Origin of the sequence: Phyllobacterium sp. 21LDTY02-6, from assembly GCF_023554255.2 — a bacterium.
In the GTDB taxonomy this organism is placed as follows: Bacteria; Pseudomonadota; Alphaproteobacteria; order Rhizobiales; family Rhizobiaceae; genus Phyllobacterium.
In genome coordinates, this window is record NZ_JAMJWD020000006.1 from 109,215 (window position 1) to 122,913 (window position 13,699).

General features: G+C 60.3%; 13 protein-coding genes. All 13 read right to left on the minus strand.

The features are described from left to right. Positions 1–79 precede the first annotated feature (79 nt). Positions 80–820: a TfuA-like protein gene (locus tag M8997_RS19060; RefSeq protein ID WP_250019268.1), complete on the minus strand. Its 741-nt coding sequence runs from the start codon at positions 818–820 to the stop codon at positions 80–82. A gap of 9 nt (positions 821–829) precedes the next feature. Beyond that, the gene (locus M8997_RS19065; protein WP_250019267.1) at positions 830–2,086 is read right to left on the minus strand and encodes a YcaO-like family protein; all 1,257 of its coding nucleotides are present in this window, start codon (positions 2,084–2,086) and stop codon (positions 830–832) included. 80 nt (positions 2,087–2,166) lie between these two features. Further along, entirely contained in the window at positions 2,167–2,391 is a 225-nt protein-coding gene (locus M8997_RS19070; RefSeq protein WP_250019266.1) for a hypothetical protein, read from the minus strand. Between the two features lie 105 nt (positions 2,392–2,496). Then, positions 2,497–2,739: a hypothetical protein gene (locus M8997_RS19075; RefSeq protein ID WP_250019264.1), complete on the minus strand. Its 243-nt coding sequence runs from the start codon at positions 2,737–2,739 to the stop codon at positions 2,497–2,499. Positions 2,740–2,766: 27 nt separating this feature from the next. After that, on the minus strand, positions 2,767–4,581 hold the full coding sequence (locus tag M8997_RS19080; protein ID WP_250019262.1) for a BTAD domain-containing putative transcriptional regulator: 1,815 nt from the start codon (positions 4,579–4,581) through the stop codon (positions 2,767–2,769). Positions 4,582–5,074: 493 nt separating this feature from the next. Next, a complete protein-coding gene (locus M8997_RS19085) occupies positions 5,075–5,413 on the minus strand; it encodes a hypothetical protein (protein ID WP_250019261.1) in 339 nt (112 codons plus the stop codon). Between the two features lie 115 nt (positions 5,414–5,528). Further along, positions 5,529–6,299 carry an amino acid ABC transporter ATP-binding protein gene (locus tag M8997_RS19090; protein WP_250019367.1) on the minus strand — a complete coding sequence of 257 codons (771 nt, stop codon included), beginning with the start codon at positions 6,297–6,299 and terminating at the stop codon, positions 5,529–5,531. Further along, positions 6,299–6,979 (minus strand): amino acid ABC transporter permease, encoded by a 681-nt coding sequence (locus M8997_RS19095; RefSeq protein WP_250019260.1) that lies wholly within the window; start codon positions 6,977–6,979, stop codon positions 6,299–6,301. The genes M8997_RS19090 and M8997_RS19095 overlap by 1 nt, the downstream gene beginning before the upstream one ends. Positions 6,980–7,056: 77 nt before the next feature. Further along, on the minus strand, positions 7,057–7,827 hold the full coding sequence (locus M8997_RS19100) for an amino acid ABC transporter substrate-binding protein (RefSeq protein ID WP_250019259.1): 771 nt from the start codon (positions 7,825–7,827) through the stop codon (positions 7,057–7,059). 292 nt (positions 7,828–8,119) lie between these two features. Then, positions 8,120–9,721, minus strand: coding sequence for an ABC transporter ATP-binding protein (locus tag M8997_RS19105; protein WP_250019258.1), 1,602 nt, complete (start codon positions 9,719–9,721; stop codon positions 8,120–8,122). A gap of 2 nt (positions 9,722–9,723) precedes the next feature. After that, positions 9,724–10,854 (minus strand): ABC transporter permease, encoded by a 1,131-nt coding sequence (locus tag M8997_RS19110; protein WP_250019257.1) that lies wholly within the window; start codon positions 10,852–10,854, stop codon positions 9,724–9,726. Continuing rightward, positions 10,847–11,770, minus strand: coding sequence for an oligopeptide ABC transporter permease OppB (gene oppB / locus M8997_RS19115; protein ID WP_250019255.1), 924 nt, complete (start codon positions 11,768–11,770; stop codon positions 10,847–10,849). The genes M8997_RS19110 and oppB overlap by 8 nt, the downstream gene beginning before the upstream one ends. A 214-nt stretch (positions 11,771–11,984) precedes the next feature. Continuing rightward, positions 11,985–13,583, minus strand: coding sequence for a peptide ABC transporter substrate-binding protein (locus M8997_RS19120; RefSeq protein WP_250019253.1), 1,599 nt, complete (start codon positions 13,581–13,583; stop codon positions 11,985–11,987). Positions 13,584–13,699: the final 116 nt, after the last annotated feature.

Sequence of the window (13,699 nt, forward strand, 5' to 3'; positions counted from 1 at the left end):
AGTATCTTTTTCGACAATTTTAGACAAATTCCGTAATCAATATGATTATAGATAGAACTGATTGTGCGCTGCAGCAGTACTAGTTCTTTAGTTTCGCCCATTGCACCGTTTCATTGAATGTCCACCCGGAAAAGGCAGATGAAACCTGCGGCGACGGTGCTTTCAACTCTCGCCCGAGCAGGATTTGAAGTAGAATCTCGGCATCCTCCCGCTTGATATGGCGCCAGGCTGCTGCGAGCTTGACGGCGGAGCCGGGCACCACGGCATCCGCACATGCGAAGATGCGCTTTCGCGTCCGATCCTTGAAGAAAACGCCATTGCAGGCGTCCCTGATTGCGCCTGCTTCGTCCAGCGTGATGGAACCGGCTTCCATCGCACGCTCCAGCGTCGCATCCACGGTCACCATCGCCTCGCTGAAGGCCACATAGCCGAACTCGGCCGGAGCGTGGATCTGCGCGACGGCCGCATCGTCCTCAAGTCCGCCGAAAGCATATCTTTCGAACACCTGGCCGAGGCCGATCATGCCGAATGGGTGGCATTCCGCCGCCCGCAGCGCCCCCATGCTGGCGGCTCCGTAGACGACGACGCCGCGCGAGAGCGCGTAGAGAATCTCCTTGTGCCAGACCGCCGCCACGTCCTCGAACCGGCCATCGACGAGACCGATCCGGCGAAACCCCTGCTGCACCGCCCGCGTGATGTCACCGCATCTGGCCGGGCCGCGGCAGGTCAGATCATGCTCCGGCACCAGCCGGTCCTTGCCGCCTTCCAGCGGAACATAAGGCGTTCCCGACAGGCTTGGACCGGCAAACAATATCTTCATCGCCCGCTCCTAATGCCGCAGCAGGGCGGTGAGCGCCCTTCCGCCAAAGCGATGCTTGCGCATGCCGACCGGGCTTTCCAGTTCGTTCACCAGCACCCGGCAGACGGAGATGCCGAACTCCTCGCCGCCGAGCGGCACGACGACAACGCTGCCGATCCCGCTGGCCCGCAATGGCGCCAGATAGGATTCGAGCCGCGCCTTGTCCTGCGGCATCGCGTCGGCAAAAGCGAAATCCGCCAGTGGCGCAGCATTGATGTAGACGGCAAGATCCGGTGCCAGCCGCTGCGCATATTCGGCGGGGTCGAAATCGTCCCGGGCGCCGGAAATATTGGTGATGCGCGTCTGCGCAGCTTCGGTGATCGCCCGCATCGCCGCAACCGTCGGCGAAAGATGACAGCCATAGCCAGCTGCCAGATCGAAATGCAGGTAGGATTCGTGGCGCGTCCGCGGAGAGATGGTAGCCATGAACACGGGCAGCCCGATATCGGAGCTGATATCGAAAAGCCTCAGTTCGAACCCGGCGGTCTTGATGCTGTGCGCCAGCCCGTCGATGCCCTCATGCCTGAGGGCAGCCGGATCGACACAATTCGCCTCGACCGCCGCATCCTTCCTGAAGCGCCAGAGTTCGATCGCGTCACGCTCCACGCGCTCGCAAAGCCCATGAATGACAGCCTCCAGCAGGCAATTGCCCGAGGCCAGCCCATCCGTCGATTGGGTATAATGAAACGCCCGCCGGGCAGTGGTGAAATCGAGCGTGACCAGTTCGTGCGGAACCATGACCGGCGATTGCTTGATGAGATCATGGCCCTGCAGCCATTCCACCGGCTCGTCCATCGCCGGCTCGTCAGCATCGCGCATCAGCAACATGCGCCCGTCGAAGACCGCGTTCCCCTGCTCGATCAGTTCCCGCCGCGAAGCTGTCAGACGTGGCAGGCCGATATTCTCGGCAATGGCGATCTCCGCCGCTTCCATGACAGCCGATGCCTGGGCATGAGCGGCGCTCATCCCCTTGCCCTGGCTCACGGCCAGCGTCCGGCTGTTTGGCCGGACAGCCATCCAGACGGGAATTCCTATACGGTCGAGCCCCGTCATGTCGGCAATGCGGACAATGCCGAGCCGCGGGAAATGCGGGCGCAAGCGCTCCACGAGCGTTGCAGCGTTTTGAAGCCGGGCAGAGGAAAGACTGTCGGAGCGAGCAGCGGCCACAAGCCTCGCCTCATCGCCGGCCAGCCGTGCCATTATCGACGTCACGTCCAGGGGTTTCATGAATTGTCCACGAGGGCGTGTCCCATGCCGCCATAAGGATGTTCCGCCGGGACCATTCCGGCCCCGGCGGAACCTGTCCCTTAGCAGGGGCTTGCGGAATAGGCGCGATCCGAAGCGTCACTGCGGCAAACGCCCGACATTACTGTCGACCGGTCGCGATTATCCATTCTTTTCAGAAATTCTGCGCCTGCGTTGCCCATGGAACCAAGGACATCCCTGTCGATCAGCTCAATCGGGCGTTTATGTTCATCCACCAGCCAAAGCTTGTCGGTGGTCATGTCGTCAACAATGTAAAACTTTCCCATGACTATAACCTTTCCAAGTAAAGAGCTCACAAGGAGAGGTTATTCTGATTCGTGCGGACGTCAATGGGTGGAGCAACTGCAGTAAAGTTCCCGCCGTTTCTCCACTTAATTTTCGTTATTCTCGCTGTACGACTTGGTCGCAAGTTCCGCGCGCGCATCGCCGGAGATGGCCACGCTGACGCCCCTTATGAGCGACATGCCATTTCGCCTTGCGCGATCGACCAGTTTCAACACGTCGGAGCTGAAAGGGCTTGCCAGCAGCTCTTCGCTGATCGGCACGACCGAGCCCGCTTCGACATCCACCAGCCAAAGATCGCTGGCGTCCCCCAGAAGAAAATACTTTGCCATTCCTGCCCCGATTTCGTCGCGAACCGTTTAATGGAAGCCCGCTTCGCGCAGCGAGACCTCATATTTCTGCCGCTGTTCCGGCACCCTCAGGCACATGCTCTTGGTCCAGTCGCTGATCTTGAACCCCGGATTGTCCTCCAGCGAGTAGGCGCGGAATCTCGCCGCTTCGTCACGCTCTCCGAGCATGGCCCAGCAGGCTGCTATCAATCGTGCGGCCGCCCGCGGGTTTTGCATCCTGTTCGTATAGGCGATGGCATCTTCGTGCCGGTCGAGCGCATGCAATGCACCGGCGCCGACCCAGTAATAATAATCCGGCGCAAGCGGATTGTGCGCGATCGCCACCTCGATCTTCTCGACCGCCTGTTCGAGCCAGCCATAATGCGTCAATGCGTCGGCATAGTCGGCCAGCAGGTCGGCATGTTGGGGATTGATCGACTCGCCCTGATCGAAATATTCGAGGCTGTCGTCATACTTGCCGAGATACATGCTGATCGTGCCGAGTTCGCGCAATGGCCGCTCGTCATTCGGATCGGTCGGCGCCGCGCGCTTGGCGATCTGCTCGCCTTCGATGAGAATGTCCTTGTCGCTGCGGGCCTGCATCAGCCACTCTTTCTGCATCGTCCGGGCAATGCCGCTCAGCGCGGGTACGAAGTCCTCGGAAGCGACGAGGGCATTCTTGAACGACTGGCGCGCCTGGCGAAGCTTGACCAGGTCGAACTTGTCGAGATCGCGCTTGCCGGTGAGATACCAGTAGTAGGCGTTGGGGTCCTGGTACAGCGTATTGTAGCGGTCCAGCTCGGTCTTCTCTATGATCGAGACCACCGACAGGATGATGCGTATCGACAATTGCCGGTATTGCTGCTCCGGCAGAACATAGTCGAAGCGCTGCTTCTCGGCCCAGACGATCTGCTGCGTTGCCACGTCGATCAGCTTCACCGACAGGAAACAGGTGCCGTCGCGGCGCATGATCTTGCTGTCGATCGCATAATTCACACCGAACTGCGTGCCGAGATGCTCGAAACTTTCGACCGGCGAGTCGACGACGATCCGCCGCGACGTATAGGGGGCGACGACCGAAACCGTGCGCAGCCGGCAAAGGCCGATCGTAATGTCGTCGATCAGCGATGCGGCAAGCTGTTCTATCGGATCATCGGCATTGTGCGGCATATAGAGCATGATGATGCGCGGCAGCCCGACGCGCTCATTCTGCTCGATCACGCTCGACGCCTGCAGCCCGCGCGGCAGTTCAATACCGGTGAAGGTGCCGACGGCGCGCCCTTCATTCGGAAGCTGCTTCGGCAACAGTCTCTGGTAGAGTTCGACGGTTTCCGTCTCGGGCTCGACATCCAGATCGTCGCGCAATTTCTTTGCACATTCGCGGAAAGTCCGCTCGACCTTCGTTATCTGCCCCAGTTGCGAGGCCGTGGCCATCAGCACCCGGTAGGCAACTTCCTGATAGGGATCGATCTCGATCAACTTGCAGGCGCAGATGCGCTTTTCGTCGACGCTCACGCCGATCGGCCGGTTCACGACGCTCAGCAATATGTTGATCGTCTCGTCCCTGAGCTTTGCCCGCTGGACATCGAGCCATTCATCGAAATCGGCGCTCTGCGATTCATGCTGCATGAGCAGATCGCCATTGTAGATATCGGCGATCCGCAGGACGGATTCGATGTCGTCCCGGCATTTGCAGTTCAGATAGTCCAGCAGATCGATTTCGAGGAGCTGCGAGCGCACCTGTTCCAGATCCAGATAGACATAGGTCGCGTCGCTCTGGATGAGGTTCAAACCATATTGGTCCTGGAACTTGCGTATGCGCGCCAGACATTGACGCAGGTTCATGGAAGCATGGGCCTGGTCGGTGTCAGACCACAGAATCTGGGATAGTTTGCTGCGGGAAACGGAATAACTTCCCGATTCGAGGAAGAGGTAAACAACAATTCTTAGAAAATTGGCAGGCACGCGCGGAACGAGCTGCCCACCCAGGCCAACAGTTGCCTCTCCAAAAACTGCCATTTTCATTGAGCACGACCTTGCATATCAGATGATTCAATAGGTTAAGGTGTATTCCAAATGCCATTTCCCGTCAGTTTGTTTAAACTCTACTATAGGTTTCAATAGTTCTCTATACCCGCGATGATCCGAAACGCTAATAAATATGATCTATCGCGGTGCTCATGTCTGCCGGCCGGCCGGTATTGTGCTCCGGAAGGACATTACAGTGCGATTTTCATCCGTGCCGGGGCCAATCGGGAGGGCCGCGGGCCAGTTCAGGCGAACAATATTCGTTCGTTAAACTTGTCGACAAAGTATTGCTGGTGCGACCGGCGGCCAACTAGAGTGCGTGCCTGCCGCAAAACGACCTTACGCTTATCAATATCTCGCTGACGAACACGATCTGCGCGTCGATGAAGTTTATCCGGCGCTCGCAGTTCTGTATCGACTTGGCGAAGACATCGAGCTTGGCCTCATAGGGCTGCTGGCTTTCCCCCTCGGGCATGGCTTCGAATACAAGCGCCGCGTCGGCCGAGGCATCCGAATAACGTTTGCGCAATCCCGCCTTCTCGCGCTGAAGCTCGTCCATCACCTGGCCGAGCGTTGCCTGGATGCGCTGGAACCGCGACAGATCCGCCTCAAGATCACGCGTTGCGCTTCTCATCTTGAATCCGAACATCGCCCTTCTCCCCTGTCTCAGGCACCGCCTGCGAATCTTCGCGTCGGTTTGAGCTTCAATGCGATTGTCTCAGACGGTCTGCATAAGGAAAGTACATAATTAGAGCAGGTAGGGCTCAGATTCCATCGCCATGCGTGTGGTTTTCCTGCGTGAGCGTGGCAATGAAGCGCTTGGTGCGTTCCTTTTGCGGCCGGGTGAATATATCGCGCGACGTCCCGGTCTCGACGACGACGCCGCCTTCCAGCACCACGACCTCGCCGGCAATGCGCGACGCAAGCCGCAGGTCGTGCGTCGCCATCACCATGGTCGTGCCTTCCCGCGCCAATTGCGCGAGGACGTCCACCACCTCGCCCGACAGTTCCGGATCGAGGGCGGAGGTCGGTTCGTCGCAGAGGAGAACCTTCGGCGACGGCGCCAGGGCGCGCGCGATGGCGACGCGCTGTTGCTGTCCGCCCGACAATGTCGCGGGCCACGCATCCGCCTTGTGCGCCAGCCCCACCTTGTCCAGCAGCGACAGGGCCCGATCCCGCGCCTTGGCTTTCGGCCAGCCGAGGACAGTCACCAGTCCCTCCGCCACATTGTCGATGGCGGTCCTGTGCGGGAAAAGCTGGAAGTTCTGGAACACCATGCCGGTATGGCGGCGCAGGGATTGGATGGCCTTCGCCCCCGGCCGCACGCCCGGCTGCAACTCCAGGCGATCGCCGGCGATCTCGACGCTGCCCGATGTCGGAATCTCCAGAAGGTTGATACATCTCAGCAATGTGCTCTTGCCGCCGCCGGAGGGACCGACAAGCGCAAGCACCTCGCCCTCGGCGACATTGAGCGACACATTGTCGAGAACGGTCTGATCGCCGAATTTCTTGACGATGTTCTTGAGCTCTATCATCATGAACGCGCCTCCAGAAATCCGCCATAGCGATTGAGTCTCAATTCGAGCCGCGCCTGCAAGGCCGACAGGACCGAGCTGAGCACCAGATAGATCAGCGCAGCCTCGATATAGAGGATCAGCGGCTCGTAGGTCGTCGCCACGATCCGTTGCGCCGCCTGGAAGAGTTCGGGAACGGTGATGGCAGCGGCAAGCGACGTATCCTTGACGAGCGATATGAACGTGTTGGAAAGCGGCGGAACCGCAACGCGCGTCGCCTGCGGCAGGATCGTCCGGCGCATGGCCTGCGACCAGCTCATGCCGATCGAATAGGCTGCCTCCCACTGGCCCTTCGGCACCGAGGAGATGACGGCGCGCAGGATTTCCGACGTATAGGCGCCGATGTTCAGGGTGAAGCCGATCAGCGCGGCGGTGAACGCATCGAGCACGATGCCGACGCTCGGCAGGCCGTAGAAGATCAGGAACAACTGCACCAGCAGCGGCGTGCCGCGGATGATCCAGACATAGAATTTGATGATGGCCGCCACCGGCGCCGGCGCAAACAGCCGGATGAGCGCCGCGACCAGCCCGAGGGTGAGGCCGAAGATGAAGGACAGAAGCGTCAGCGGAATGGTGAAGATCAAGCCGGCCCAAAGCAGGGGAGCCAGCGATTCAAGCATCAGGTTCAGCCAGTGTGGCACGGCCTTTTCTCCTCAAAACAAAGGCAGGGGTTACCCCCTGCCCTGTTAGAGCGCAAATATCAATCGGCGTAAACGGACTACTTGGAAACGTCCTGGCCGAAATATTTGTCCGCTATCTTCTGGTAGGTGCCGTCAGCCTTGATCTTCTCGAGCGCCTTGTTGATCTCAGCCAGCAGCTCCGGCTCGCCCTTGCGGATGATGATGCCGGAATAATCCGCATTCTCCTGTTCGGCGGCGATCTTCACGTTCGCATCCGGCTTGTGCTTCTTGAAGTCGAGGAAGGAAAGACTGTCATTGACCGTCGCGTCGGCGCGGCCGCTGAGGAGAAGCTGGATCGACTGGTCGAAACCATCGGTGCCGACGAGTTCGGCGCCGTTGCTCTGTGCGATCTTGCCGAAATTGCTCGACAGCGATTGCGCCGACTTCTTGCCCTTCAGGTCGGCGAAACCCTTGATCTCGTCATTGTCGCCCTTGACGATCAGCACTGCCTTCGACGCGATATAGGGCTCCGAGAAATCATATTTCGCCTTGCGCGCTTCGGTGATGCCGACCTGATTGATCACGGTGTCATAGCGATTGGCGTCGAGGCCGGCGATGAGGCCGTCCCACTTGCCCTCGAGGAATTGCGGCTTCACGCCAAGCTCCCTGGCGATCGCTTCGCCGATCTCGACGTCGAACCCGACGAGCTTGCCCGACGCATCATGATAGGTGAAGGGAGCATAGGTCCCTTCCGTCCCGATCTTGAACACGCCGGCCGCCTTGATCTGCTCGAGATTTTCTCCCGCAAGCGCATGCGCGGGAGCAATTGCGAGGGCGCCAACAACTACAAGTGATTTCAGCCAGTTCATCTTATTCCGTCGCTTTCTGCCGGGCGCGCCGATGCGCCTTGGTCATTCCGAGAAAATGTCACTTTGGCTCGGCCGTGCATAGATATCCGAAGCCAAGTTTAGCGCTTGGCTGCAAAAATATACCATAATACGGCACATAGCAGGAATGAATTTCTCATGCCTTCAACCGATACGTGCGCCCGTAGAACCATCGACAAATGGATATGTTCCGGACCACGGCGAGGCGGGCGCGTCCGCAAGGAAAAACCCGCGCCGGGCGAGGCGCGGGCTCCGGTGTTGACGAAGCGCCGTGTCAGAGGTCGAAGGCGGCGCCGATCAGCGTCTTCGTATAGTCGTGATGCGGGTCGGCGAATATTTCTCCCGTCTCCCCCTCCTCGACGATCTTGCCGTTCTTCATGACGATCACATAGTCGGATATCGCCCTTATCACCGCCAGATCGTGGCTGATGAAGATATAGGACAGGCCATATTTCTCCTGCAGGTCGCGCAGGAGATCGATCACCTGGCCTTGCACCGAACGGTCCAGCGCCGATGTCGGTTCGTCGAGGATCACCACCTTGGGCTTCAGGATCATGGCGCGGGCAATGGCGATGCGCTGCCGCTGGCCGCCGGAGAATTCATGCGGATAGCGATTGCGCGCCGCCGGATCGAGCCCAACTTCCTTGAGCGCCGCAACGGCGCGGCTGTCCCGCTCGGCGCGCGACAATTGCGGCTCGTGGATCAGCAGGCCCTCCGTGATCACCTCGCCGACCGTCTGGCGCGGCGACAGCGACCCGTAGGGGTCCTGGAAGACCAGCTGCAATTCCTTCCGCAGCGGCCGCATGGCGGAGCGGCCGTAATTGGTGATGTTCGTATCGTCGAAATGGAACTGGCCGCTGCTCGGCAGCAGGCGCAGCAGGGCGCGGCCGAGCGTCGATTTGCCCGAACCGGATTCACCGACGATGCCGATCGTCTGCCCCTGTTTCAATCGCACGTTCACGCCATCGACCGCGCGGAACACGGCAGTCGCCGACCGGAAGAAGCCACCGCCGACGGCAAAATCGACGCTGACATTGCGGCCTTCCAGAACGATGGGAGCGGTATCCTCCGGCGGCCCCTTTGTGCCGCTCGGCTCAGCCGCAAGCAGCATCTTGGTGTAATCTTCCCGCGGACGCTCGAATATGTCCGAGATCGTGCCGGTTTCCACCACTTCGCCGCGACGCATCACGACGACGCGTTCGGCAAAATGTCTGACGATGCCGAGATCATGGGTGATCAGCACGATCGCCATGCCGAAACGCTTCTGCAGCGAGCGCAGGAGATCGAGAATCTGCGCCTGGATGGTTACATCCAGCGCCGTCGTCGGTTCATCGGCGATCAGGAGATCGGGCTCGTTCGCGAGCGCCATGGCGATCATGACGCGCTGGCGCTGGCCGCCCGACAATTGATACGGGTAGGAGTTGATGCGGCGCTCGGGCTCGGGGATGCCGACGAGCTTCAGGAGTTCGAGAGCCCTGACCCGCGCCTGCTTGAAGCTGACGCCCTTGTGATGGACGATCGGCTCGGCGATCTGGCGCCCGATCGTATAGAGCGGATCGAGCGAGGTCATGGGCTCCTGGAAGATCATGGTGATCTTCGAGCCGCGGACGGTGTTCAGCCCCTTGACCGGCAGCCCCACCAGTTCCTTGCCGCGATATTTCGCCGAACCGGCCACGCGGCCATTGGCGGCGAGCAGGCCCATGATGCCCATCATCGTCTGGCTCTTGCCCGAACCGGACTCGCCCACCACGGCGAGGGTCTCGCCTCGCCTCACGTCGAGATCGATGCCCTTGACGGCGTTGACCTCGCCGTCGGGGGTGGTGAAGTCGACCTTCAGGCCGCGCACGGCCAATATGTTTTCCATATCATCCGTCATGGTCAGCGATCCTTCGGGTCTAGCGCATCACGCAGTCCGTCGCCGATGAAATTCAGCGAGAACAGGGTGAGAACGAAGAAAATGGCGGGGAATATCAGCAGCCATGGCGCGGACTGCATCTTGGCCGCGCCTTCCGAGATCAAGGCGCCCCAGCTGGTCAGCGGCGCCTGTACGCCGAGGCCGAGGAAGGAGAGGAAGCTCTCGAGCAGGATGACCTTGGGCACGACGACGGTGACGAAGACCACGACGGGACCGATCGTGTTCGGGATGATGTGACGCCGGATGATCTGCCAGTCCGTCAGGCCCAAAGCCTGCGCCGCGCCGATGAATTCGCGGCGTTTGAGCGCCAGGGTCTGGCCACGGACGATACGCGCCATGTCCAGCCATTCCACCGCGCCGATGACGAGGAAGATCAGGATGAAGCTGCGGCCGAAAAACACCACCAGCACCACCACGAGAAACACGAAGGGCAGCGAATAGAGGATTTCGACGAGCCGCATCATCACATTGTCGATGCGCCCGCCAATATAGCCGGAGACCGCGCCATAGGTAACGCCGACGGCGAGCGATACGAGGCTGGCGAGCAGCCCCACCGCCAGCGATATCTGTCCGCCCAGCATGACCCTCGCCAGCATGTCGCGGCCGTTCGTATCGGTGCCGAAGGGGAAATATTCGCGGTTGACCTCGCCCGAGACCTTGAGCGTGCGCCCGTCATCCTCGGTTGCGACAACCTGCGTATTGTCGAACTCGTTGGCACGGTCGAAATAGCGTATCGTCCGCGGATCGATGGTCTTGTCGGACTGTATCGTGGCCGTGAAACCATTGTCCTCGATGGCGAATTCGCGCAGTTCCACCCGCGCCCGGGTGGCAACGCCCTTCAGGACGTCGCCCAGCGTATCGGCTTTCGGCAATGGCTCGATGCTCGGAGCCACCGCCACATAGGACGGAAACACCTGATCATAGCTGTGGCTGATGAAATAGGGGCCGACGAACGAGAACAGCATGATCAGAAGCAGCATGATGCTGCCCGCCATGGCGGCCCTGTTGCGGCGAAAGCGGATCAGCGCCAGCTGGAACAGGCTGCGTCCCCGGGTCTCCTCCGGCGGAACGATGGTCGTCGGGATGTCAGTCATGGCGAACCCTCGGATCGAGCAGGCCGTAGATGATATCGACCACGAGATTGAACACGATGACGAAGACCGCGACCAGAACGACGGTGCCCATCACCAGAGTGTAGTCCCGGTTGATGGCACCGAGCACGAAGTAGCGCCCGACGCCGGGGATGGTGAATATGCTTTCAACCACAGCCGAGCCCGTCAGCAGCGCAGCCGCGCAGGGAGCAAGGTAGGAGACCACCGGAAGCAGCGCGCCGCGCATGGCGTGGGTTATCACCACCACCCGCTGCGGCAGGCCATAGGCCCGCACCGTCCTGATGTGATCCGCATGCAGCGCCTCGATCATCGATCCCCGCGTCAGGCGGGCGAACACCGCGAGCTGCGGCAGGCCGAGCGTGATCACGGGCAGGATGAGGAATGGCCACGAACCATCGCCCCACCCGCCGCCCGGCAGCAGCGAGAATGTCAGCGAGAAGATGAGCAGCAGGACCGGCCCGACGACGAAATTGGGCACGGTGACGCCCGTCGTCGCCACCGACATGACGAGGAAATCCAGGAACGAGTTCTGCCGCAGGGCCGCCAGCGTGCCGACGAGCACGCCGCCCACGAGCGCGAAGATCAAGGCGAGGCTGCCCAGCCTTATCGAATAGGGCAGGCCCTTGCCGATCAGTTCGGCGATCGTGTTGTCCTTGTAGATATAGCTCGGCCCGAAATCGCCGGTGACCGCGTTCTTCAGATATTGGAGATACTGGCTCCAGAGCGGCTGGTCGAGATGATAGGCCCGCATCAGGTTTTCCATCGTCGCCGGCGGCAATGGCCGTTCGAGATTGAACGGGCCGCCCGGTGCGAAGCGCATCAGGAAGAAGGAAATGGTGACGACGATGAAGAGGGTCGGCACCGCACTCGCCAATCGGCGAAGAATGAAGTGAAACATCCGCTATACTCCCGGAGAAGATTCTACCCGGCTTGCGTTCGGGTTCCCGTCGCGGCTGTGTCCCATGGAAACGGCTCCTCCCGGCGCGGGCGAACAGGCTGCCCGCACCGGGTGGAACACGGTTTCATGTGTCGAATTATGAGAAAACTGAGCCACGCCGGAACCCGTTGCCGGCCTGCCATCGAACCCCGATCGCAGGCCGCAATGCAAAATCCTATTCCTCGACGCTGAGATACTTGCTCAGATGTTCATTATTGCCGTTGTCGCCCCAGCCCTTGACCTTGCTGGAGACCAGCCAGAAATTCGCGTCGTTGACCAGAGGCGCGATCGGCTGGTCGCGCATGACGAGGGCTTCGGCCTGGTGCAGCAGCTTGGAGCGCGCCGCGGGATCGCGTTCCTTGTAGGATTTCTGCAGCAGTTCGTCGAATTCCGGATTGTTGTAGTGACCGTAATTGAAGGTCTTGTTGCCGCTGTAGTTCAGGTTGAGGAAGTTTTCGGCATCGGCATAATCCGCCACCCAGCCGGCGCGGGCGACATTGAACTTGCCGCCTTCCTGCAGGTAGGCGTAGTGCGAGGAAATGTCGAGATTTACCAATGTGACATTGGCGCCGAACGTCTTCTTCCACATGTCGGCGACGGCGGTCGCGGCCCGCTCATGGTTCGGATTGGTGTTGTAGCGGATCTCGATATTGAGCGGCTTGCCGCCCTCGCCATAACCGGCCTCCTTCATCAGCTCGATGGCCTTGTCCTCGCGGTCGAGCTGCGACATCTCGGCGAAATCGGGCAGCTCCGGCTTGCCGTAATTCTCGATGCCGGGCGGCACCAGCGAATACATCGGCAGCTTGGACTCGTTGAATATCTCGGTGGAAAGGAAGTCGCGATCGACCGCCATCGACAGCGCGCGCCGCACGCGCACGTCGCTGAAGGGTTCGGCGCGCGTATCGAACGGATAGTAATAGGTGGCGAAGGACGGGGTCACATGCACCTGGTCGGCATATTGCGCGCGGAGCCGCTCGATCTGGTCGCTGGCGAAATTATAGACGAGATGCAGTTCGCCCGCTTCGAAGCGGCGGACATTCGCCGCCTGGTCGTCGATCGGGTAGAAGATGACCTTGTCGAGCTTGACGTTGGCCGCATCCCAGTAATTCTCGTTCTTGACCACGGTCAGGTGATCGTTCGGCACATGCTCGACGAGCTTGAAGGCGCCATTGCCGACGAGCTTGCCCGGCTTGACGAAATCGGCGCCGTTCTTTTCGAAGCTCGCCTTGCTGACGGGCAGCGCCGATTGGTGCGACAGCAGCTCTATGAAGAACGGCGTCGGGTTTTCGAGGGTGATCTCCAGCGTCTTCGCATCGATCGCCTTGGCGCCCAGCTCTTCGAGCTTGGCCTCGCCCTTGTTGATCTTCGCCGCGTTCTTGATCGGGTAGAGGATATTGGCGTAGCCGGCAGCCGTCTTCGGGTCCTGGATGCGGCGCAGCGAGAACACGAAGTCTTCCGCCGTCACGGGGCTGCCATCGGACCAATTGGCATTGGCGCGGAGCTTGAACGTATAGACCGTGCCGTCATCCGAGATCGTCCAGCTTTCCGCCGCGCCGGGCACGATCTTGCCATTGGCGTCATAGACGGTCAGCCCTTCGTAAAGGTCCTTCAGGATGAAGGCCTCGATGTCGATGGAGGTCTGCGACTGGTCCAGCGTTTGCGGCTCGCCGCTATTGCCGCGATGCAGCACCATTTCGGCCAGAGCGGGGCTCGCGCCGATCAGCAGCGACCCAAGCAGGAGCGCGGCGCGGAGATTGAGTTTCATGTGGGACATTTGTCTGTTCCTTCCCCTCTAAGAGAATGTGAAGGCATGAACAAATGACAATTTTTGCATGAACGCAAGGAGGCTTTGTCGGGGTTGTAGCGATAATGGGGGTTACGGCCACGTCA

What these genes read in the sequence shown, in the direction of transcription:
- M8997_RS19060 (WP_250019268.1), bottom strand. Translation starts at nt 820, where the DNA reads ATGAAGATATTGTTTGCCGGTCCAAGCCTGTCGGGAACGCCTTATGTT.
- M8997_RS19080 (WP_250019262.1), bottom strand. Translation starts at nt 4,581, where the DNA reads ATGAACCTGCGTCAATGTCTGGCGCGCATACGCAAGTTCCAGGACCAA.
- M8997_RS19065 (WP_250019267.1), bottom strand. Translation starts at nt 2,086, where the DNA reads ATGAAACCCCTGGACGTGACGTCGATAATGGCACGGCTGGCCGGCGAT.
- M8997_RS19110 (WP_250019257.1), bottom strand. Translation starts at nt 10,854, where the DNA reads ATGACTGACATCCCGACGACCATCGTTCCGCCGGAGGAGACCCGGGGA.
- M8997_RS19085 (WP_250019261.1), bottom strand. Translation starts at nt 5,413, where the DNA reads ATGTTCGGATTCAAGATGAGAAGCGCAACGCGTGATCTTGAGGCGGAT.
- M8997_RS19100 (WP_250019259.1), bottom strand. Translation starts at nt 7,827, where the DNA reads ATGAACTGGCTGAAATCACTTGTAGTTGTTGGCGCCCTCGCAATTGCT.
- oppB (WP_250019255.1), bottom strand. Translation starts at nt 11,770, where the DNA reads ATGTTTCACTTCATTCTTCGCCGATTGGCGAGTGCGGTGCCGACCCTC.
- M8997_RS19075 (WP_250019264.1), bottom strand. Translation starts at nt 2,739, where the DNA reads ATGGCAAAGTATTTTCTTCTGGGGGACGCCAGCGATCTTTGGCTGGTG.
- M8997_RS19070 (WP_250019266.1), bottom strand. Translation starts at nt 2,391, where the DNA reads ATGGGAAAGTTTTACATTGTTGACGACATGACCACCGACAAGCTTTGG.
- M8997_RS19090 (WP_250019367.1), bottom strand. Translation starts at nt 6,299, where the DNA reads ATGATAGAGCTCAAGAACATCGTCAAGAAATTCGGCGATCAGACCGTT.
- M8997_RS19120 (WP_250019253.1), bottom strand. Translation starts at nt 13,583, where the DNA reads ATGTCCCACATGAAACTCAATCTCCGCGCCGCGCTCCTGCTTGGGTCG.
- M8997_RS19105 (WP_250019258.1), bottom strand. Translation starts at nt 9,721, where the DNA reads ATGACGGATGATATGGAAAACATATTGGCCGTGCGCGGCCTGAAGGTC.